The sequence below is a fragment of the Acinetobacter sp. Marseille-Q1623 genome (assembly GCF_902809895.1).
GTDB lineage: Bacteria > Pseudomonadota > Gammaproteobacteria > Pseudomonadales > Moraxellaceae > Acinetobacter > Acinetobacter piscicola_A.
On sequence record NZ_CADDWG010000002.1, the window covers coordinates 455697 to 477833 of the forward strand.

General features: G+C 37.6%; 19 protein-coding genes, 1 tRNA gene and 2 pseudogenes. 13 read left to right on the plus strand and 9 right to left on the minus strand.

The features are described from left to right. The first annotated feature begins 17 nt into the window (after positions 1-17). Together hisA and HUV91_RS14835 are read left to right on the plus strand one after the other, a co-directional pair. On the plus strand, positions 18-749 hold the full coding sequence (gene hisA / locus HUV91_RS14830) for a 1-(5-phosphoribosyl)-5-[(5-phosphoribosylamino)methylideneamino]imidazole-4-carboxamide isomerase (RefSeq protein ID WP_130072307.1): 732 nt from the start codon (positions 18-20) through the stop codon (positions 747-749). 311 nt (positions 750-1060) lie between these two features. Then, entirely contained in the window at positions 1061-1966 is a 906-nt protein-coding gene (locus HUV91_RS14835) for a DMT family transporter (RefSeq protein ID WP_130072308.1), read from the plus strand. Here HUV91_RS14835 and HUV91_RS14840 read toward each other — a convergent pair whose 3' ends face one another. The 4 genes from HUV91_RS14840 to HUV91_RS14855 all read right to left on the minus strand — a co-directional run bounded on the left by HUV91_RS14840 (position 1967) and on the right by HUV91_RS14855 (position 4609). Beyond that, positions 1967-2284, minus strand: coding sequence for an antibiotic biosynthesis monooxygenase family protein (locus HUV91_RS14840; protein ID WP_130072309.1), 318 nt, complete (start codon positions 2282-2284; stop codon positions 1967-1969). Positions 2285-2351: 67 nt separating this feature from the next. Beyond that, a complete protein-coding gene (locus HUV91_RS14845) occupies positions 2352-2744 on the minus strand; it encodes a DUF4870 family protein (RefSeq protein WP_174493902.1) in 393 nt (130 codons plus the stop codon). A gap of 33 nt (positions 2745-2777) precedes the next feature. Further along, positions 2778-3404, minus strand: a complete 627-nt coding sequence (locus tag HUV91_RS14850; RefSeq protein WP_174493903.1) for a DUF1294 domain-containing protein — start codon at positions 3402-3404, stop codon at positions 2778-2780. 254 nt (positions 3405-3658) lie between these two features. After that, on the minus strand, positions 3659-4609 hold the full coding sequence (locus HUV91_RS14855) for a homoserine kinase (protein ID WP_174493904.1): 951 nt from the start codon (positions 4607-4609) through the stop codon (positions 3659-3661). A 110-nt stretch (positions 4610-4719) separates the two neighbouring features. Between HUV91_RS14855 and hisF the strand changes: the two genes are divergently transcribed. Further along, entirely contained in the window at positions 4720-5481 is a 762-nt protein-coding gene (gene hisF / locus HUV91_RS14860) for an imidazole glycerol phosphate synthase subunit HisF (protein ID WP_320109291.1), read from the plus strand. 445 nt (positions 5482-5926) lie between these two features. On the opposite strand, the gene HUV91_RS14865 is transcribed toward hisF, so the two are convergent. After that, complete coding sequence (locus HUV91_RS14865; RefSeq protein WP_174493905.1) at positions 5927-6553, minus strand: hypothetical protein; 627 nt, start codon at positions 6551-6553, stop codon at positions 5927-5929. A gap of 196 nt (positions 6554-6749) precedes the next feature. On the opposite strand from HUV91_RS14865, the gene HUV91_RS14870 reads away from it, so the two are divergent. After that, positions 6750-7760 carry an AraC family transcriptional regulator gene (locus HUV91_RS14870; protein WP_174494012.1) on the plus strand — a complete coding sequence of 337 codons (1011 nt, stop codon included), beginning with the start codon at positions 6750-6752 and terminating at the stop codon, positions 7758-7760. An 81-nt stretch (positions 7761-7841) separates the two neighbouring features. Next, positions 7842-8534: an aquaporin Z gene (aqpZ, locus tag HUV91_RS14875; protein WP_174493906.1), complete on the plus strand. Its 693-nt coding sequence runs from the start codon at positions 7842-7844 to the stop codon at positions 8532-8534. A 61-nt stretch (positions 8535-8595) separates the two neighbouring features. Here the strand turns inward: aqpZ and HUV91_RS14880 are convergent, their stop codons facing one another. The 3 genes from HUV91_RS14880 to HUV91_RS14890 all read right to left on the minus strand — a co-directional run bounded on the left by HUV91_RS14880 (position 8596) and on the right by HUV91_RS14890 (position 12305). Continuing rightward, positions 8596-8841, minus strand: coding sequence for a hypothetical protein (locus HUV91_RS14880; protein ID WP_174493907.1), 246 nt, complete (start codon positions 8839-8841; stop codon positions 8596-8598). Between the two features lie 71 nt (positions 8842-8912). Next, complete coding sequence (locus HUV91_RS14885; protein WP_174493908.1) at positions 8913-10007, minus strand: DNA/RNA non-specific endonuclease; 1095 nt, start codon at positions 10005-10007, stop codon at positions 8913-8915. A 417-nt stretch (positions 10008-10424) separates the two neighbouring features. Further along, entirely contained in the window at positions 10425-12305 is a 1881-nt protein-coding gene (locus HUV91_RS14890; protein WP_130072318.1) for a potassium transporter Kup, read from the minus strand. A gap of 123 nt (positions 12306-12428) precedes the next feature. On the opposite strand from HUV91_RS14890, the gene HUV91_RS14895 reads away from it, so the two are divergent. From HUV91_RS14895 to HUV91_RS14915, 5 genes are all read left to right on the plus strand, one after another. Continuing rightward, a tRNA-Ser gene (locus tag HUV91_RS14895) sits at positions 12429-12519 on the plus strand. 261 nt (positions 12520-12780) lie between these two features. Further along, positions 12781-13977: a tyrosine-type recombinase/integrase gene (locus tag HUV91_RS14900; protein WP_174493909.1), complete on the plus strand. Its 1197-nt coding sequence runs from the start codon at positions 12781-12783 to the stop codon at positions 13975-13977. A gap of 14 nt (positions 13978-13991) precedes the next feature. Continuing rightward, the gene (locus tag HUV91_RS14905; RefSeq protein ID WP_174493910.1) at positions 13992-15080 is read left to right on the plus strand and encodes a DUF6387 family protein; all 1089 of its coding nucleotides are present in this window, start codon (positions 13992-13994) and stop codon (positions 15078-15080) included. A 183-nt stretch (positions 15081-15263) separates the two neighbouring features. Further along, complete coding sequence (locus HUV91_RS14910; RefSeq protein ID WP_174493911.1) at positions 15264-15551, plus strand: helix-turn-helix transcriptional regulator; 288 nt, start codon at positions 15264-15266, stop codon at positions 15549-15551. Between the two features lie 107 nt (positions 15552-15658). Continuing rightward, positions 15659-18121, plus strand: coding sequence for a DUF927 domain-containing protein (locus HUV91_RS14915; protein ID WP_174493912.1), 2463 nt, complete (start codon positions 15659-15661; stop codon positions 18119-18121). A 718-nt stretch (positions 18122-18839) separates the two neighbouring features. On the opposite strand, the gene HUV91_RS14920 is transcribed toward HUV91_RS14915, so the two are convergent. Continuing rightward, positions 18840-19295 carry a hypothetical protein gene (locus HUV91_RS14920; RefSeq protein ID WP_174493913.1) on the minus strand — a complete coding sequence of 152 codons (456 nt, stop codon included), beginning with the start codon at positions 19293-19295 and terminating at the stop codon, positions 18840-18842. A gap of 133 nt (positions 19296-19428) precedes the next feature. On the opposite strand from HUV91_RS14920, the gene HUV91_RS14925 reads away from it, so the two are divergent. From HUV91_RS14925 to HUV91_RS16765, 3 genes and pseudogenes are all read left to right on the plus strand, one after another. Beyond that, positions 19429-21003 carry a type I restriction-modification system subunit M gene (locus tag HUV91_RS14925; protein ID WP_174493914.1) on the plus strand — a complete coding sequence of 525 codons (1575 nt, stop codon included), beginning with the start codon at positions 19429-19431 and terminating at the stop codon, positions 21001-21003. Next, positions 21003-21473: pseudogene (locus HUV91_RS16760) on the plus strand (restriction endonuclease subunit S); the annotation flags it as partial. The gene HUV91_RS14925 and the pseudogene HUV91_RS16760, both read left to right, overlap by 1 nt. Continuing rightward, positions 21447-22136, plus strand: a pseudogene (locus HUV91_RS16765) (restriction endonuclease subunit S); the annotation flags it as partial. The pseudogenes HUV91_RS16760 and HUV91_RS16765, both read left to right, overlap by 27 nt. Position 22137: the final 1 nt, after the last annotated feature.

Genomic DNA, 22137 nt, shown 5'->3' on the forward strand with positions numbered 1-22137 from the left:
GGGCAAGGAGCGAAAGCATGCTGATCATCCCTGCAATTGACCTGAAAGATGGTAAATGTGTCCGTTTAAAACAAGGGCGTATGGAAGACGATACTGTATTTTCTGACGATCCTGTAGCAACTGCACAACATTGGGTAAATGAAGGCGCACGCCGTTTGCATTTGGTTGATTTAAATGGTGCTTTCGCAGGTACACCTATTCACAAACCTGTGGTTGAAGCGATTGCTAAAGCACAACCTGATTTACCAATTCAAATCGGTGGTGGTATTCGTTCACTTGAAACCATTGAGCATTATTTAGATGCAGGCGTATCTTTTGTCATCATTGGTACAAAAGCTGTGAAAGAACCTGAATTTGTTGAAGAAGCATGCAAGAAATTTGCAGGTCATATCATTGTCGGGATCGATGCCATGAATGGCATGGTTGCAACAGATGGTTGGGCAAATGTTACTGATGTAAAAGCGACTGATTTAGCTAAACGTTTTGCTGATGCAGGCGTTTCTAGCATTGTCTACACTGACATTGCGCGTGATGGCATGATGCAAGGTGTAAACGTTGAACAAACTGTTCATCTTGCAACCTATTCTGGTCTTCCTGTGATTGCTTCAGGTGGCGTGACCAATCTTGATGACGTACGTAACTTGAAAGGTCAACCGGGCATTTTAGGTGCGATTACAGGTCGTGCAATTTATGAAGGGACTTTAAACCTTCGTGAAGCACAATTGTTATTAGATGAACAAGCACTGTAATTATTCCAAATAAAATACATGTAGAAAAGAGGTCAATATGACCTCTTTTTTATTATCAATTAAACTATCTATCCACCCATTGACTGAGTTCAGCCATACAATCATGCGTAGATGGGGCACACATCAACAAATGAAAAAATCCAAGCCAATGCTTCCATTTATACTTCAAATTTATTTTTTTAACACACGATATGATGTGTAAAATATCACTCTGATTTTTAATAATTTTATTTATTTTCTTACTATAGGTCTGATCTGACAAAGAAATAGAGCATGTTAAACTACAGCCTTGTTAAGTTCTTCCCCATGCTATGTTTAACCCAACCCGCTTCCCTAAAGCACCCCAACTGGCTTTAATCTTTATTACCATCATTTGGGGTGGTAGTTTTATCACTGTGCAATACGGCTTAAATTTCAGTAGTCCGATTTTATTTGTCGCCTTACGTTTTGCAGCCGCAGCCATTGCCGTCATTGCTTTATCATGGAAACATTTAAAAGGTTTTAACCGTAAGGAAATCTTTGCAGGCTTTTGTATCGGCTTAGTGATTGCCTTAGGCTATGGACTACAAACGCTTGGTTTAAAAACCATGAGTAGTAGTGAATCCGCTTTTTTGACTGCCCTCTATGTCCCTTTAGTCCCGATTTTAATGTGGTTCATTTTTAAGAATGTGCCACATGTCATGACTTGGCTTGGCGTACTTTTGGCATTTTTGGGTTTAGTATTTTTAACAGGCAATGGTTTTGGGGCGATTCATCTACATTTTGGACAAATCATTACCCTGCTGGGTTCGATTGCTATTGCTTTCGAAATTATTTTGATCAGCCACTTTGCAGGTCAGGTAAATGTACATCGAGTCACTGTACTTCAACTGATTTTTGCTTCGCTCCTCTGTTTTATGATTGCCCCCTTACTAGGTGAACACCACATGCCACAATTTCATTGGCAATTATGGGTAGTACTCTGTGCTTTAGGCTGTGCAAGTGCAGGGATTCAATTGGTCATGAATTGGGCACAGCGCAGAGTTGACCCCTCACAAGCTGCCATTATTTATGCAGGTGAACCTGTATGGGCAGCCGTGTTTGGACGTATGGCAGGTGAGCGTTTATCTGCCTTGGCTTTATTGGGAGGGTTATTGGTCGTGATGGGTGTGATCATCAGTGAATGGCGACCAAAGTTTTTGGAGAAATCAAAATTACAAAACAATCAATCACGTTGATCATCGTGATGGCTCTTTCTTCTCCAACAACATACACGGCTGATAATACTCAACTTGAGGCATCGGATCATAAAATGGGTGCAATAATGCTTTCCATTGTTGATATTCAGCAGATTGACGAAAACCCTCAGTATGGTCTTCAAGCTTGTCCCAAAATACCAATAAAATATAACGGTGTGAATCCTGAATATTTTTAATCAATTGCACCGCATTTAAGCCCGACATCGGATAAATAAATGCCTTTGCTTGCTGAAATGCGGCTTCAAAAGCCTGACTTTGTTCAGGCTTAATCTGTAAATGAACGTGTTCTATAATCATGTTGAGTGCTACTATTGTTCAACATGTCACTTCTAAGCGACAGGCTTGTTTTTATTTTTAAAATACATTAAATAGGCAAAGCACGATCATCATTCAAAGCGACAATCCCACGAATCGCCCGATATACAATCCAAATCCAAGAGAAAAATAATACCGCACCACAAAAAATAGATGCACCTAAAGCCACACCCGCAAAAGCGTTGACATTATCGGTGGTAAAAAATAGAAAAATAAAAGGTACAAATGCCAAAACTGTCCAAATTAGATACCCCCAAAAGGTACGAATTTGCCATTTAAAATGACTTTCATATATCGTGCCACGTACAGAATCCAATTTGACATAGTTAATGATCAAAGCAATCAGCACCAAAATGCCTGCTGAAAAAATTCCAATAATATAAAGAATATATAAGATCAAAGTCAGTGATTTGCTGTTATTTGTGTCTGTATAACTATTCATTGTTATATCCTCAATAAAGGCAACTGCTCATCTTTAAATTTTAAATACGTTCAAAGGTGAAATGAGCCATAAAATCAATAAAATATTCAAAAATATAGTACAGAAATAAATTTTTCTAAACGGTTGTTTTTGTGTTTTATGTCGTAAACGTTGCTGTGCCCACCATGCCGCAGGCCACCCACCCAAAAATGACAAAATATGCAAAGTATTTTCAGGTACACGGCGATTGCCCTGTTGCGCTGCCTCTTTGTCTTGCGCATAGAACCAATAGGTCATAGCATTGATGATACTGATCAATAATAAAATCATGCCACTGAACCAACCAATCACCGTCAATCCAGCCAAAATAACAATATAGGTAATACACAAAACCTGCATCGGTTGTATTTTCTGTACTGATTTGGCTGAGTTTTGATTTTTAGGTTTAGCACTCTTTTGGGTTTGTGACGCTTTTAAATAGCCCACTTGTGTTGCTTTATAGCGTCCATTGGCATCGACCTGAACGTTATATTCCAGAGCACAGCCCAAAATTGGTCGTGGTCCTTTTTGTGCAAAGTCTTTGATATGTAGAAAGACTCGCCCCTTGGCTTCATCATTGGGTTGAATAAAACCATAGCCTTTGTCATCAAACCATTCGACTAAACGTCCTTGATCGCGCATTTCTATTTTCCAAATATTAAGAAAAAATAATAGTTCTCTTGCAAAAGTCAAAAATAACCATGAATTGAAAAGTCCCTTCTCCCTGTGAGATGAGCGTAGCACAAGAAGATGGGGGGATTTTTCATATAAACCCTCTCCTTAAAAAGGAGAGGTGAGGAAGATATTCCTCAAGACTGTGCATTCAATCTTAATCACAAATCGACTTACGCAAGAAATCTAATCCATCAAAAGAATACAATTCAAAATCATGACAATTAAGCAGTTACAAACTTCAATCTTTCTACCAGCATATTACGCATTTCTAAAGGATTTTTCTGCAAAATATCCTCGCCTGTACGTCCTTCAGCTTCATTCATCTGCGCCACCTGTAAACGCATCATCCAAAAACGTCCTGCTGCCATTGCCAAATACAATTCTAAACAAGCTTTTTCATCTGCCGTTAAAGGACGTACTGTTTCGTATGCATTTAAAAAGGCAATGGCTTTGTCTTCATTCAATGCAACATCAGGATATTCAGTACAGAAATCATTTAAAGTAATCGCAATATCAAACAGTAATTCATCATGATTTAATTCATAAAAATCTAAAATACCGTTGAGTTGATCGCCATCAAACAAGGTATTGTCACGAAATAAATCTGAATGAATAAAACCTTTCGGACGATTTGGATACATTGCTGTTAAGGCTTCATACAGTCCCAACAAATTATTCAGCAATGTTTGGTCTGCTATATCTAAGCTTGGGCGAATCTGGCGTGCCACCTGATACCAATAATCATGGTCACGTACACTGCTACGTGTTAATGCAAAATTTTGTAATGCCACATGCATTTTTGCTTGGGCAATTGCGATGGCTTCAGCTTGTGCCAAACTGGCAGGCATCGGGTGTTTGCCCAGCATGCGTGGGGCTATCTGTGCGGGTTTATCTTTTAAATGATGGATCGACTGACCTGAATGTTTCAACGGCACAGGAACAGGTAAATCATGCTGCCCTAAATGTTCAAGCACAGGCACTAACTCACCTGCGGCTTGTGCATCCATATTTTCAAACAAGGTCAAAACAAACTGTGAACCATTTGCGCAGACAATAAAATAGTTGGTATTTTGAATGCCGCCTTGAATCGGATTCAGCTCAATCACCTCCAATCCATAAGGTGCTGCGAAAGCTTGAACTTCCTGTAAACTCAAAGTGGTATAAACCGACATACAAAACCTGCGAAAAAACTTACATAATTTTGATAGAATACCCTCTCTCAGGTTTTAGGTGTAGCACCTACACCCTTCAGTTTCATAATCGGCTGTTATTTTTGGAAAAAATTATGCTTGCTAAACGTATTATTCCTTGCCTCGATGTAGATAATGGGCGTGTGGTAAAAGGTGTCCAATTCCTTGATATTCGTGATGCAGGCGATCCTGTTGAAGTAGCCCGCCGTTATAATGAACAAGGTGCAGATGAAATCACCTTCCTTGACATCACTGCCACGTCTAATGGACGTGATACGACTTATCGTACTGTTGAACGTATGGCAGAAAGCGTATTTGTACCTTTAACTGTAGGTGGCGGTGTACGTAAAGTTGAAGATATTCGCTTATTGTTAAATGCAGGCGCAGACAAAGTCAGTATCAACTCAGCAGCGGTGTTTAATCCTGAGTTTGTCCAAGAAGCCTCTCAACGCTTTGGTGCACAATGCATTGTCGTTGCCATTGATGCGAAAAAAACAGGTGAAAATAAATGGGAAATTTTCACGCATGGTGGTCGTAAACCAACTGGTATTGATGCCATTGAATGGGCTGTAAAAATGGCTGACTTTGGTGCAGGTGAATTACTTGTCACCTCTATGGATGCCGATGGTACCAAAGCAGGTTATGACATCGAACTCATGCGCAATATCAATGACCGTGTCACGATTCCAACCATTGCATCAGGTGGGGTCGGTAATTTACAGCATTTAGCAGATGGTATTTTAAAAGGTGGTGCAGATGCTGTTTTAGCAGCATCTATTTTCCATTTTGGTCAATACACCATTCCTGAAGCGAAAAAATATCTTGCAGAACAAGGTATTGAAATGCGCCTTTAATTTATAGCCTGTCGCAGAATCAAACAAAAGAGTGTTCAATGAATGCTCTTTTTTATTTTTATATGGCATCATCATCAAAAAATACGTTCTTGTGATTTATGAGCATTTAATAACAACCGCAATCATCTCCTGTCGATTTTAAAAAGTAATATAAGCAATTTTTTCACTTTTCTACGCACGGTCAAGAAAAGCGAAAGCACGGTATTTTGCTTAATGGATCTATCTGAGAGACAAAAAAAAGGAGTCTTGAAGACTCCCTATAAACCGAAATATAAAAAAACTAAACATTACCTAAGAGAAACTACAGCACATAGATTCATCAAAGATCTTTGGGTGAGTTAAATTTACGCTGAATTGCATGCACAATATTGACATCAGAAATCTATTTTTATGACAATTTGCGACAAAACACGTATTTTTCACTCAAAATTGTCTTTTTTTTATGCTATGACAAGTGAGTCATGTCATTTTCTACTTTAAGTTGCTTTTGTTGCGCCCATTTCACTGGGAAAAATTTCTCCACAGTCTTCGACAACCATTGCGCAGTACTTTTCGGTAATACCACCCCCAAAGGATTTTGCTCTTTTAAATCTGCGGATGACACTACTCGTGTACCTAAAATATAGTCAAACCATGGTTTAGTCACACACCAATTGGCATCTTGATTGGAATTCATATGGTGATCATAATGCCAAGGAATTTTACGTTTTGCCCATTCAGGATGTAAGTGTGCACGGCGATGAATATAATAATAATTACAGGCACTATAAACTGATGCAGCAACCATACCTTTGGAAATGGGATAGAAAATTAAACTCGCTGCACCTGCAACCACCACCAGGGAAATAACTTCATTGCGTGTACGCCAATTGCTTAATCCTTCTACATAACCATGATCATGAAATTCTGTTTTTCGTACTTCACGATGATGTTCCCAATGTGATTTCATACTCCGTGGTACAGGACTAAAACGTGCCTGCCCTACACGGTGAACGCCATGCAAAATATATTTGTGTGCAATCCACTCAAAGCCATTAGCAAATATGATTCCTGCAACAAATCCCTTTATCATGTGAATTCTCCTCAAACCTTATTCTCATACTAGGACAGTTATTTGAAAAGATATTGACCTTTTATAAGGCATTATTGACAAATTACGACATTTTTTTACTTTTTAGTACGCTTCACATGCACTCACTTGTCCCTGATATAAACACACGGTATAAATGCAATTTGATATGAACAAAACCTTTTTTGAAAATAAAAATATGCATCAACTCAAAAATTATTCTGGCACTGTTTATGGGGGGTTAGGTCAACTCCTCTACACTTATATGCAAGCAAAAAATCTTAATATTTCAGAAAAACTGCATAGTGTTCAAAATCTTGAACGTTTTGAGTTTCAAATTTGGCGTGAGCTTTTAGATGAAATCAATGCGCAAGTGCACAGCCCTGCACTTGGCTTAGAAATTGCGGAATATGTACAACCAAAACATTTAGGAATTATTGCCTATATCACCCAGTCATGTGACACCTTAGGTGAAGCACTGACACGTTATTATGATTTTCATCGCTTAATCTATGACGGTGGCCCACTCAAAATTGAAGTGCAAAATGAATTTATTTCAATCGGTTGGGAAGTTTTACCTATTGAGTTAACAACACAAATTACCGATGAGATTGCATTGGCTTTATTGGTTCGTTTTTTACGCCTTTATATACAACTTGACTATATTCAAATTGAACAAGTGAACTTTATTCAACCGTCACCTAAAAATACACGTATATATCAAACGTTTTTTAATGCACCGATTAAGTTTTCTCAACCCAAAGTTGAATTACTTTTACCCTTAAAATTATTTTCAGCACCGTGTAAAAGTCCTGATTCAACTTTGCATCAAATCATGATGCAACAAGGCAAAGAATTACTGCAAAAACTTCCCGAAGGTACACAACTTGACGAACGCCTACAACAAAGTATTCTCAAAGGATTACAAAAAAATAACTATCAAATTGAATCAATTGCGGCGCAGTTACACATGTCCGTACGCCAATTACAACGCTATTTACAACAACAACATACGACCTATCAAGAGCGCGTACAAGAAATTCGACAATTGCTTGCAATGCAGTATTTACAAGATCCCCATTTGAGTTTACATGAAATTGCAATACTGTTGAGTTATTCAGAACAAAGTGCTTTTCAACGTGCTTTTAAACTTTGGTCAGGTTTAACCCCTCGCCAATGGCGCAAAAACCACCTTGGAAAAATCAAATAAATTACATTACGAATCAAAATAATGTGATATAAATCACAGTTTATATATTAATTTAACCTCAAACAAAAATAGGTAAATGAAATGAATAAATACTTAGCAGAGCTTTTGGGCACATTTTGGTTAGTTTTTGGGGGCTGCGGTAGTGCGGTATTAGCTGCAGCCTATCCTGAACTTGGCATCGGATTTGCTGGAGTTGCATTGGCATTTGGTCTAACTGTACTCACAGGTGCATATGCTTTTGGTCATATTTCAGGTGGACACTTTAACCCTGCAGTCAGTGTTGGCTTATGGGTCGGTGGTCGTTTTGATGCCAAAGATTTAGTCCCATATATTATTTCTCAAGTGGTCGGTGGTACTTTAGCTGCTTTTGTTCTGTACATGATTGTACAAGGTCAAGCAAACTTTACAGGTGTCGGTAATTTTGCAACCAATGGTTTTGGTGATTTATCGCCAGGTAAATATTCTATGCTTTCTGCATTAATCATTGAAATCGTACTGACTGCATTCTTCTTAATCGTGATCATGGGTGCGACAGACAAACGTGCACCTGCGGGCTTCGCACCGATTGCCATTGGTTTAGCATTAACATTAATTCATTTAATCAGTATTCCAGTGACCAATACATCCGTTAACCCTGCACGTAGTACAGCCGTTGCTTTCTTTGCCGAAACAGCAGCATTAAGCCAAGTTTGGTTGTTCTGGGTTGCACCGATTGTGGGTGCTGTGATTGGAGCAATCATATATAAAGTCGTGGGTGGCGAACAACAAAAATAACCTCAGCATGCAAAAAATAAAACCTGCATTTTGCAGGTTTTTTATTTCGACATCATGTTATTTATAGAAATGGATTTTCCACTTCACCTTCTATTTCCGTGCTAATTTTGGCAGGTAAATCCGTTTCTTGTTCTAATGCTTTGACAATATCATTGAGATAGGCCTGTAAAATTTTTGCAGCCTGTAAGCCCTCTTGATCTTTACTAATCTGTAAGTTTCCATAAATATTGATACGATCTTCCTGATTCTCCAAAGTTAAATCATGAATAGAATGTGATTCTGTACCATTTTCAAAAGCTTTAAACATATTTTTCTCTTATTTTTGATCTGATTTAATGAGAAAAGTATAAAGACTTTCCTCATTAAAAGTGCGTGAGATTATTTCAAAATTTGTAATAAATATTGCAATAATGCCTCAACCAATTGTTTGACTAAAGCATCTTGAGTTTGCTCATCTACTTTTGGTGATGCTGTCGGTGATGTCGTAGCTGCCGTAGCCGTATTGGTTGGTTGGAATTGCTTTTGTAAGGCTTTAAGCTGATCACTCGAAACATTTGGTGCACACTGGCTCTCTGCATCCCAATGTGAATATTCAATTTTAGTGGTGGCTTTAACCTGAGTTGCATTCAAAGGGAGCTTATAAGTATTACGCTTCTGCTCTTCAGTCAATTGTGGAAATAAGTTAATACCAATCTGTTCCTCTAGGGCACAGACACTCACCACATTCACTTTCAAACTATTGTCATTCGGTGCGTAATACGCCCCAATCACACCCTGTTTCGGGATATAAATGGCTTTGAAAACTGCCGTTGGTACAATGACACCATTCCCAATTGTTTTCAGTTTTTTACCTGAAAATACAGGTCCCGTCACCACATAAACATCATTTTTTTGCTTAGTGACGATTGCACGTGTGGCTTCTTCTAACTCACGCCAAATTTGCTGATTATTTTTTGGTGCTTGTGGAACCATATTGGCCAATGAAAAGCTATCATATTGCGAGGCTTTATCTGGCATATCTGCATTCGGTGACATGTGCCCACGGTCATAACCCGATGCTCTATAGTCAGACAATAAAGCTCGATGACTTTGGCTCACACGCATTTCTTCATGAAAGCTGTCTTCACGTTTAATTTTTTGGCTTAAACGCGCAGGTGATAAATGTTCAGCTGTCCATAAAGGTGTTTTCGACACCCCTGAATACATAACATTGAAACCATTGAAACATAAAGGATAACTATTTTTTTGCAAGCTATCTTTCACTAAAAATGGCGGCTCATCTCGGTAAAATTGTTGCAAACAAGTCGATGAATTTGAACCGACAAAAGGAATAAATTGCGCTATTTTTTCTTGACCAAATGCGATTGCGAAACTACCTGTCGCGACCAAACCTAAAACAATTTTTACCACTGAATTATTCAACAAATCATTCCCTAAATAAGTACTTCGATTACGACGTTTTTTACGAGCCATCACACAATCACTTGAGTATAAATTAGCTTATCAGGCTAACTTTGAGAAAGAAATGTGCTTAGTTTTCAATTGAATAAATCTTCTACAATTATCAGATGACAAAACTGTATGGATATATTTTTATCATCTCTTAAACAATTGTTTAATTGCATTTATTTTTGCAATGATTGGACTTGAAACTAGCATCTAAATTATGACAGTTTCGTTATAGGGAAGCTATGCATCAGCGACATATAATGTCGCAATATAAAGTATTTATAAGTTTAAATGACTAAACTATATTTAAAATGGTTGAGATCTCATTTGCACTAGATGGCTGTTGAGCATAAACAGAATTATCTTGCTTAAAATCAATGACACAAAAAAAGCCAAAGTCTATACTTTGGCTTTCTTCTAAATGACGGTAGCACAAACGAGTTAAATTTCGATTTGACTGCCCATTTCCACGACACGGTTGGGTGGAATTTGATAGAAGTCACTCACTGGACTGGTATTACGCTGCATAGAAATAAATAATTTCTCACGCCATGGCGCCATACCATCACCAATCGTATGGATTAACCGATCACGCGAAATGAAAAAGGAAATTTGCATCATGTCATAAGGAATTCGTAATTGACCATAGGCTTGTTCCAACGCAACAGGAATGTTGGGTTGATCTTTAAAACCATAATAAACAAAAACTTGTTGGAAACGCTCATCCAAAACCTCAACCCGAATACGCTCTTGATCAGGCACATAAGGAACATCCCGTGTGATCACAGTAACTAGGATATTACGCTCATGTAAGACCTTATTATGCTTAATATTATGCAACATCGCATGGGGCACAATATTGGTATTCCCTGTTAAGAAAATCGCTTGACCAGGCACATAAATCGTTTCCTTACTTAGACTTACACTTTGGATAAATAGACTTAATGGCAATGCATCCTTTTCTAGTTTGCTATATACAATTTCACGCCCATTTTTCCAAGTCATCAAAATTGTAAAGGCCATGATGCCAATGAGAATCGGAACCCATCCTCCAGAAAATACTTTTAATGAGGTAGATGCAATAAAAACTGAATCTAGCAGTAAAAAAGGAACTGCAAATAAAGCCACTTTCCATATAGGCCATCGCCACAGTCCAAATGCCACGACAGACACTAAAATGGTGTCACACAGCATGGTCATGGTTACAGCAACGCCATAGGCACTTGCTAGATTTGCACTACTTTGGAAAATAAGAATCAGTAATAAAATTGAAATATAGAGTACCCAATTAATAAAAGGTAAGTAGATTTGTCCTTGCTCAACATCTGACGTATGTTGCACCGTTAAACGGGGTAAATAGCGTAATTGGATCGCCTGATTTGCCATGGAAAAGACACCGCTAATCACAGCCTGAGAGGCAATCACAGCCGCAGCCGTCGCAAGCCCAATCATGGGATACAATGCCCATTGTGGAACTAATAAATAAAATGGATTTTCAATTGCATGAGGATTGCGTAATAACAACGCACCTTGCCCAGCATAGTTCAGTAGTAAAGCAGGAAGAACAACTGTGAACCATGCTAACTTAATTGGAATGCGACCAAAATGTCCCATATCCGCATAAAGTGCCTCGCCGCCTGTCATGGTTAATACCACAGCACCCATTGCAATAAAGGCAACAAAGGGTTGATGATAAACAAAGCTAATTGCCCAATGTGGACTCAGCATCGAAAGCACATAAGGTGTTTGGACAATACTATGTATACCCGCTAAACCAATTGCAATGAACCAAAGTAAGGTGATTGGACCGAAGAATTTCCCCATCGTTCCTGTACCATGACGTTGTACCAAAAACAAACCTGTCAAAATTCCAATCGCGAGTGGCATCAACCATTTATCAAAAATAGGCGTTGCTATACTTAATCCTTCAATCGCGGACATGACTGAAATTGCGGGGGTAATAATGCCATCGCCAAAAAATAGCGATGCCCCAATAAATCCGATAGCGATGAGGATAATCTTACGGTGATCTGCAATACGGTTAGAACGTAAGTTGAGAGCAAGTAAGGACATAATTCCGCCCTCACCATTGTTATCAGCCCGCATAATCACAGTGATATATTTGAAACTAATACTGAGCGTCATACACCAAAAAATCAGTGACAAAATGCCTAATACAGTTGCTTCATTAATTGCAATATGTGCTGAGATGAAACACTCTCTCAATGCGTAAAGAGGACTTGTTCCAATGTCCCCAAACACGACCCCTAGTGCAGCTAGGGTTATGGCAGGTAATGCCGTTTTTTTCGCAGTGCTTTGCATAAAACGTCTTCTATAAAGTAGACACGATTTTTTCGCAATCATAGCACTGCAAAAAAACTTTTGCTCTAAATCAATTGTTTCAACTTGGCATAAAGCTTTTTTTTGGTTATTATCGCTCGCCTTGGTGAAGTGTCCGAGTGGCTGAAGGAGCACGCCTGGAAAGTGTGTAAACGTTTATAGCGTTTCGAGGGTTCGAATCCCTCTTTCACCGCCAAATTACAAAGAACTGCACTCCAAAGCAGTATCGAAAGGCTTGAATCCACAAGGGTTCAAGTCTTTTTTATTGCTAAGCAATGACAAGCAATCTATTGCAATCGGGGTATGTGTGGGGGTATAAATGGGGGTATATTTTCAATCCTTTATTTTTTATACCCCCAGAAAAATGAGTAAAAACCTCAAAAATGCCTAACTTTCGACAAAGTTGGGGGTATAAATCCAAAATCGCCGTTTTTTATACCCCCAAATAGGTGTAGTCATGCTCACAGACGCAAAAATTAGAAAGATAAAGCCTTTAGAGAAGCGAACAAAGTATACAGATGAGAAAGGTATGTACCTTGAAGTGCTACCTAGTGGCGGTATGTACTGGCGTTTAAAATTCCGACTGAATGGCAAAGAGAATGTTTTTAGTATAGGTACATATCCTGAAATCTCATTAGCCAATGCTCGAATACAAAGAGATCAAGCAAAGCTACTCATTCAGCAAGGGATAAATCCAAATGAAACCAAGAAAAAGCAGCAACAAGAAATAGACCAAGATACCCTTTTTAAAACACTTGCCCTTGAATGGATGCAAAACAGAAAAGAAATGATTAAGGAAGGTACTTATCTTCGTGACCTCACAACATTTGAAAAAGATATTTTTCCTTATCTAGGCAAAATGCCCATTGATAAGATTAAAGGAAAAGATGTTTTAGATTGCGCCCAAAGAATTGAAGCACGAGGCGCACAGGAAATGGCGAAGCGGTCTATTCCATTGGTCGGGCGTGTTTTTCGTTTTGCTATTCGTAAGGGACTTATTGAGAATGACCCTACTCCACACTTGGGCGAAGCCTTAAAACCAAGAAAAGTTAAAAATATGGCAAGGCTTGATATATCTGAATTTCCGCCTTTCTTGCTGCGTATGGACAAATATCATGGTAGTTTTTTAGTTAAAACGGCATTGCAGTTTATGACATTAACTTTTGTTAGAACTGGCGAACTCATCAATATGGAATGGGATGAAGTTGATTTTGATACCAAAGAATGGCGCATCCCTGCCCATAAAATGAAAATGGCATTGCCTCATATTGTGCCTTTATCCACCCAAGCCATTGCACTATTAAAAGAACTCGAACCTTTAACAGGTCATAAACAATTTGTGTTTTACAACCATAGTACAGCGAAAACGATTAGCAATAATGCTTTACTCAGTGCCATTAGAACGATGGGCTATATGGGCAAAATGACAGGTCATGGATTTAGGGGACTTGCATCCACTACCCTACATGAACAAGGCTATATGCATGATGCTATCGAGGTACAGCTTGCACATAAAACAGGTAACGCCGTATCACAGGCTTATAACCATGCACAACACTTACAATACAGAGCCAAGATGATGCAAGAATGGGCGGACTTTATCGACAGTCTTAGAAATAATGTTGTCCCTTTTCCAAAGAATCAAAGAGCTTAAACCAGGAGAGTAATATGAAAAATATCAAAAACTTAAATGAAATACCATCTTGGTTCTGCTTAAAAAACTATTCAATATTAGATAATGAGTTTGATGCAGATGTAATATTAGATTCCTTAATTCTTAGAAAATCACTATTAAGGGCTTTAGGAAAAGTAAATAAAAAAATAAAAATAGTTGATTTAGGTTACTATGATAATTGGAATATAGTACATAGCCTCGGCACAGAAAAAAGAAATGATGTATTAAAACAAATAAAAACCCAACCTAATGATATAAAAAAAATTTTCGAATACATTATAGAAGACCCCATTAAAAAATATAATTTAATTGATTTATTCAACAATCAGACATTATCAAATTTTTGGGTAGACACTGTTTTCCATGCTAAAAATGAATATGAACATAAAAGTTACCAATTACAACCGATTAAGGATGTAGACTTAAATGATTTAGGTGAAAGATTTTATACTACTCCTCAAGCAATTAAATTATTCTTAAAAGCAAAATTCCATAATAGTCAAATAAATAATATTCAAAATAAAAAATATTGTGAACACCCTTCTTACAAATACTTTTCACAAAAACATTATAACTATTTAAAAGAAAGCAAGATAAACCATAAAGAAAATAAAATTACGGAAAACATTAGTTTTTTCATAGATTTTGATGAAATATGTGACATTAAATTAATTGACCTCGAAAAATACTATGAAGAAAAAACAATGTTCAACCCTATTATTAATGTTAACTTAAATTGTTCTGACAATTTATTAATAGAGCAATTTAAAATTTGGTTAAAAAAACAAAGAGAAGAAAATACCTCATATAAAACTAAGAACAACAATATTCTACTCACCTTACACAAAATAAAAAATTACTCTATTTTTGCATTTTTAGATTTATATATATGGAGCTTGATTTATGAAAACAAAATTCAACTCAAAACTTACATTGATATTATATTTCCTAATAGTTCTTATGATGAAAACTATATCTCAAAAACAATAATACCTTTTATTAACAAACTTTTTAACCCACTTAGTGATGAAGCATCAAATTTAATGATTTCACGAGAAAATAATATGAAATCAAATATATAACCTGCAAATTAATCAATTTAAATATATAAAATTCATAAAATTTATTTCACTTAAAATAAATTTTATGAATTTTCCTACCCCCTAGCTAAATTCCGATTTTTATAGAATCTTTGCATCAAAATACTGTTAGCAATTCAAAGCAATCCAATACTGTGAACTTTATTACTAACAGGAAATTACAAAATGTCATCACTTCACGAAGAACGCTTTTTACGCATAAAAGACCTTGCAAATTACCCTGAAAAACAAGCGACCACTCACACTTATAAAAGTGGTATCAACAAAGGTAAAACTAAAAATATCAATGCACGTCCTGCCTCAAAAGGCTTGATCGGTGTGTCTGATAAAACAATTTGGCAATGGGTTAAGCGTGGCGAGTTTCCTACCCCAATCAAATTAACTCAGAATGTCACTGTATGGCGTTTGTCAGAGGTGCAAGCATGGATGCAATCCAAAGGATTACAGGTTTAATCCATGAGTCATCAATCCCAAATTTTAGCCTACCTCAGACAAGGTAAAACCTTGAGCCAAGCCAAAGTATTCAAAGATGAGTATAAGATATTAAAAAGGGGACAAATATGAATAAACAATTCACCCCACTCGTAGAGCCTACGCCGTTGCAAATCATAGAGCAAGCACAGCGTTTACAGCCATTAGATGATCACTGTTTAAACCACCCCATCATTGAACGCTTTGGCAGCCCATCACAGCCGATCTATGTTGATCAATGCAATGTAAACATTAACGGCGTGCCCTATGAACAGCCTTTGATTCTACCTATCGTTAATGGACGGCTTGAGCTTGTGCAATGCGCCGTATTGCAAAATGAACAACGTATTCAAATCATACCTGCTGGATTGGCAAAAGGCTTTGCTTGCTATGGTGACTTGCACCAGGATAAACCTGTCATCATCACCCATAACTTAGAGGCATTTTTTAAACTTGCCTCCAGTATTGCCATTGGTTTTGAACCACCATTACAGCCGTTTTCCGTTGTATTGGTGATACTGCCCAACCTATGCAATATCAACCTAACAGAACTCAAAGCCTTTGATTTTGAGCAGATGCAGTACGTTATTCAGCAGTTATCTAAGGCAGGCTATCAACAGTTATATATGCCTGTCAGACCTGAACAGATGCAGCTTAAGCCATTTAAACAGCTTGAGCAAAACACGGCTGTACGTTTACTAAATCAATATTTGAAATATGGCGAAAATGAGTTTTTCACTGAACTGATTAAAGAAAATGATGCTGCCGAAGTGCAAGCATTTATTCATGAGGCAATCAGTCAATTGCCTGAACTCGACCCATTGCCTAAAGGACATTTAGCCAAGCCATTTCGTTATGGTGATGGGGTATTTCATCTCTTAGATAGTGGCTTGTATTACATCGAACAGACCAAAGATGATGAGTATAAACGCTATATCTCCAGTCCGATTCGAGTATTGGCACAAACAAGGGACACCACCAATAACGCATGGGGGCGTTTGCTTGAATGGTACGATGCTGACGGTGTAAAGCACACACAAGCCTTATCAATGGAACTATTCCAATCTGATGGTGTGGAACTCCGCAAGGCTTTGGCTTATCAAGGGGTCATCATTGCACCCGATGGCAAAGCAAGGAACTTATTGCAAAGTTATTTGATGAGCTACCCGACCCATACAAGGGCATTATGTGTTGACCGTGTGGGATGGCATGACAATGTTTTTGTGTTGCCCAATGAGCAGATCGGACAGCATAAACAGGATGATTTAATTGTTTATCAAACCACACAAGGCATTGATAGCAACTATCAGAGTAAAGGCAGTTTGGAACAATGGCAAAGTCATATTTCTATGCCACTTGCTGCTCATTCCAAATTAGTCGTGGCATTGAGTTCGGCTTTTGCAGGGCAATTACTCACTCCATTGGAGCAACAGACAGGTGCAGGCGTTCATTTCAAAGGGCAATCCTCTAAAGGCAAAACCACCGCTTTATATGTCGGTTGTAGTGTATGGGGCAAACCAAGCAATTATTGTAAAACATGGAAATCAACAGGCAACGCTTTAGAACATACCGCATATATTCACAATGATGGTTTTTTGGCACTGGATGAGATTGGAGAAGTCGCCAATCCTAAAGAGTTGGGTAACATTGCCTACATGCTTGCCAATGGTAAAGGCAAAGCAAGGCTAACTAAGGAAATCAAAGCCAAGCCCTCTTATGCTTGGAAAGTCATTTTCCTATCTACAGGTGAAAAGAGCCTCAAGGAAATCATGCAAGAGAACGGACAAAAGACCAAACTAGGGCAAGAAATCCGTTTGATTGATATTGATATAGATCAGTCTGAATATGGTTTATTTGATCAGATCGACTTTGCCGAAGATGGTGCAAAACAATCTAGGGTATTGGTCGAGCGTTCTAATCAGTTCTACGGCGTTGCAGGCATGGCATGGCTGAAATACCTCACCCAAGACAAAGATAATGTCATGCAGCAGGCTAAGCAGCTATTGGAGCAATATCACCGTGAATTGGTAACAGAACACAATCAAGGTCATATTGTCCGTGTTGCAAATGCCTTTGCCTTGATTGCCGTTGCAGGTGAACTCGCTACACAAGCAGGCATTACAGGATGGCAAACTGGTACAGTATTTAACGCCGTGAAAGACGTATTCAATGCTTGGGTCAATGACTTTGAATATGTCGGGGACTACCAAACCAAAGAATATATTTTACATGTTAAGGCATTCTTTGAGGCAAATGAATCAAGTCGTTTTGAATCTATCACGCCTGACCCTGAGCAAACCGAAAAGATCATTAACCGTGTGGGCTACTGGAAGATCGAGAACGGCGAAAAACAATTTTTTGTATTACCTGAGCAATTCAAAAATGAAGTGTGTAAAGGACATGATAGCCGAAAAATCGCACAAGCTTTATTGCTTCATGGGTTATTAGAACATGACACAGGCAAGACCAGTAAGACAGTCAGAATCCCATCAAAGAATAATCCCGTTAAGGTTTATGTCATTAAAGAAGCTATTTTTAGCTGGGAAGGCTAAAAAAGTGAGGTAACTAAGGTAACACAGGTAACAACCTTATAAATAAAGGCTTTGAGCGTGTTACCTATAGCAAAAATGCAGATGCAACAACAGGTAACAGAGGTAACAATTTCAGTTTTCATCTGCCTTACCGATGTTACCCCACGTTACCTATGAAAAAATAAGTAGGTAACACATTGAAACCCTCTGATAGCAAGCGTGTTACCCATGTTACCTACGTTACCTATAAAAATGGATATTCTTAGAAAATTTCAGCAATTTAACTTTGATATAGGTAAAAATGAAATCATTAGAGAGAATTAAAGAAATTCTAAAAACAAAATGTATGGGATGCTTTCACAATATTTGTATTGTCCACAGAGCTATAAAAGTATTTGCTCCAGCAAGAGGACCCTATGTTCATATAAAATGATCATTTATTCATTATGAATTTTTAGGCATAAAAAAAGTGGTTCAGATAGGGAAAAAGCCTTTCGCGAACCACTTTTTTTATAATATACAAGCATAGCGCAGATTTGACATCATTTATGCAGAATAAAGACCTCAAAATTTCAACCATTTTTTGAAGATTTCAGCGGTGCTTAATCTGTTATTTTGATCCACTAAAAATTTAAACCTCATACAAACAAATAAATAAAAATGTTCCACAATAAATTATTTTTTGTTTCACGAGCATAAGGGGGTGTCAAATAGTTGCTGTTAGCTCTTTTTGGATTTTCTATCTTTTTCTATGTCTCAAACGATTTTCATAGTCATCCAAATTAATAAAATACGTTTCATCTTCATCTAAAGCCCAAATTGTAGTCGTACAAGGAACTATACGGCGGTGCATTTTGAAAAACTGATCTGCTGCAATCAGCGTAGCTAAAGGATTGTCCACAACAGTATAAGCATCAACTACATTGACAGGATATTCCGTACGGGCATAAAAATATTCTTCACTTTGTCCTGCATTGAGTGCAATAATTTTTTCAATCGCAGGCAGATAATTTCCGTAACCAATCCATGTATCAATCTGGTGATTATTCATTAACATTGCAGCATTTTCATGCATGTTTTTAATAATCTCAGATACATAATCTGTTACGCCTTGTTGGGCAAAAATAGCTTTAATATTTTCAACCATTGGTGCTAATGCTTCTGGATCTGGCAAAAGTCTATTAATTGTTTTCATGTTATCCCCTTTATTATTTCGAATATTTTAGAATTAAATGTGTATTTTAATACTATGACTCAGTTTATATTTTTGACAATACTTTAGTACACTACCCCCATTCATTTTTATCGTAATTTTGGAAATTTTAGCAATGACCCAAGTACAACTTCAACAATTACAAAAACAGTTATGGAATATTGCCAATGACTTACGTGGCAAAATGGGTGCTGATGAATTCCGTGATTACATGTTGGGCTTTATTTTCTTTAAATATCTGTCTGAAAAGTCGGTGAACTTTGCCAATGGCTTGCTTAAAGATGAAGGTGAAGACATCACATTTTTAGAACTCCATGAAAGTAATGATGAGCATGTGCCATATATCGAAGCAATCAAAACGAATTCGATTAGTGAGGTAGGTTATGCCCTTTCACCAAGTCAGTTATTCCATAGCATTGCGGAACGTGGTCGTCAGGGTGAATTTATTCTTGATGATATTGCAGCGACCTTAAAAGCCATTGAGCAAAGTACTTTAGGTTCTGACTCTGCCGATGACTTTGCCAATCTGTTTGAAGACCTCGACTTAAACTCAACCAAGCTTGGCAACACGGCGAATGACCGCAATGAGTTAATTGCCAAAATTCTCAGTCATTTGGACAAAATTGATTTTGATATTTCCAATACTGAATCTGATGTCTTGGGCGATGCTTATGAATATTTGATTGGTGAGTTTGCTTCTGGTGCAGGTAAAAAGGCAGGTGAATTTTATACGCCTCAAACGGTATCTACCCTACTTGCGAAAATTGTGACACAAGGCAAAGAGCGTTTACGTTCGGTATATGATCCGACTTGTGGTTCGGGTTCGTTATTGCTTCGTGTAAAGCGTGAAGTTCAAGATGTCGATATGATTTACGGTCAAGAGATGAACCGCACCACATATAACTTGGCACGTATGAACATGATTTTGCATGATGTTCATTTTGCGAAGTTTGATATTAAGCAAGAAGATACTTTGATTCGTCCTCAGCATCTTGATAAGCGTTTTGATGCTGTGGTTGCCAATCCGCCTTTCTCTGCAAAATGGTCGGCTGATCCGTTATTTTTACAGGATGATCGTTTTAGTGCTTTTGGTAAACTCGCACCGAGTTCTAAAGCAGATATGGCGTTTGTTCAGCACATGCTTCACCAATTGGATGAGAACGGCACAATGGCGGTTGTACTGCCACACGGCGTGTTATTCCGTGGTTCAAGCGAGGGCGTGATTCGTCAGCATCTGATTGAAAAAATGAATGTGATTGATACCATTATTGGTTTGCCTGCCAATATTTTCTACGGTACGTCTATTCCAACTTGTATTTTAGTGCTCAAGAAAAACCGTGAGCATACAGGCAATATTTTGTTTATTGATGCAAGTAACAATTTTGAGAAGCAAAAGAACCAAAACAAGTTATTGCCTGAGCATTTGGACAATATTATTGGTGCTTTTGAAAATCGTCAGGATATTGAAAAATATGCCAAAGTGGCGACATTGGCAGAGGTCAAAGCCAATGATTACAACCTAAACATTCCTCGTTATGTAGATACTTTTGAAGCGGAAGATGAAATTGATTTAGATGCCATTGCCAAGCAATTACAAGCTTTAGAAGCCAATAGCCAAGCGACTGACAAAGTGATTGCTAGTTTCTGTAAAGAGTTGGGTATTGATAGCCCTTTTACGGAGGCTAAATAATGACTGCGCCAAAGTTAAGGTTTAAAGAGTTTGATGGTGATTGGGTTAGCACACAATTAGGCAATATTTGTTCATTTACTCAAGGAGTTCAAGTACCACAATCTGAGCAAATTAATCATCTTAAAAGTGGTTACATTCGTTATTTATACATTAGGGATTTCTTTACAGATAAATTTCCATGCTATGTACTTGATGTATACCCTGAAAAGATAATTCAACCACATGAAATTATGATGGTTAATACAGGGAATACAACGGGAGAAGCATATACAGGAAAATGTGGAGTTTTAAGCAACAATAGTTTTAAGATTGGTTATGATCTAAATTTATTTGACCACAAGTTTATGTATTTGTTTTGTTCTTCTGAATTAGCACAAAATCAAATAAAGAAATTTTTTAATGCGGGAGGTCAGCCTCATTTAGGTCATAAAAATGTTTCATTACTACAGTTCTCTTATCCATCCAAAGAAGAACAAACCAAAATCGCTTCTTTTCTTTCCGCAGTGGATGAAAAGATTAACCAACTCAGCCAAAAACACAGCCTGTTAAGCCAATATAAACAAAGCATGATGCAAAAACTGTTTAGTCAGCAGATTCGTTTTAAAGCCGATGATGGCAGTGAGTTTGGGGAGTGGGAGGAAACAACTTTAGGAAATATTAAGGGACTTTCAGTTGCTTCAGGTAGATCCTCGCATGAAAAACTAAATCTTGCCCAGTATCCATTTTATGGTTCAACGGGATTAATAGGTTACGCAGATGAATATGATTACCAAGGGATGAAAATATTAATTGCACGTGTTGGACATAATGCAGGTTATATCTATATGGTTGATGGAAAATATAGTGTGTCGGATAACACTCTTATTTTGGAAATTCCATCTACTTTGAATTCTAAATTTATCCGTGCTTTTTTAGAAAAATTTCAACTAAATAAATTAGTTTTCGGAACAGGTCAACCATTGATAACAGGTGGATTATTAAAAAAAGTAATAGTTCCGCTTCCTTGCCTAGAAGAACAAACCAAAATCGCTAACTTTTTATCAGCCATTGACCAAAAAATTGAAGTGGTAGCACAGCAAATTGAACAAGCGAAACAATGGAAAAAAGGCTTGTTACAGCAGATGTTTGTTTAAG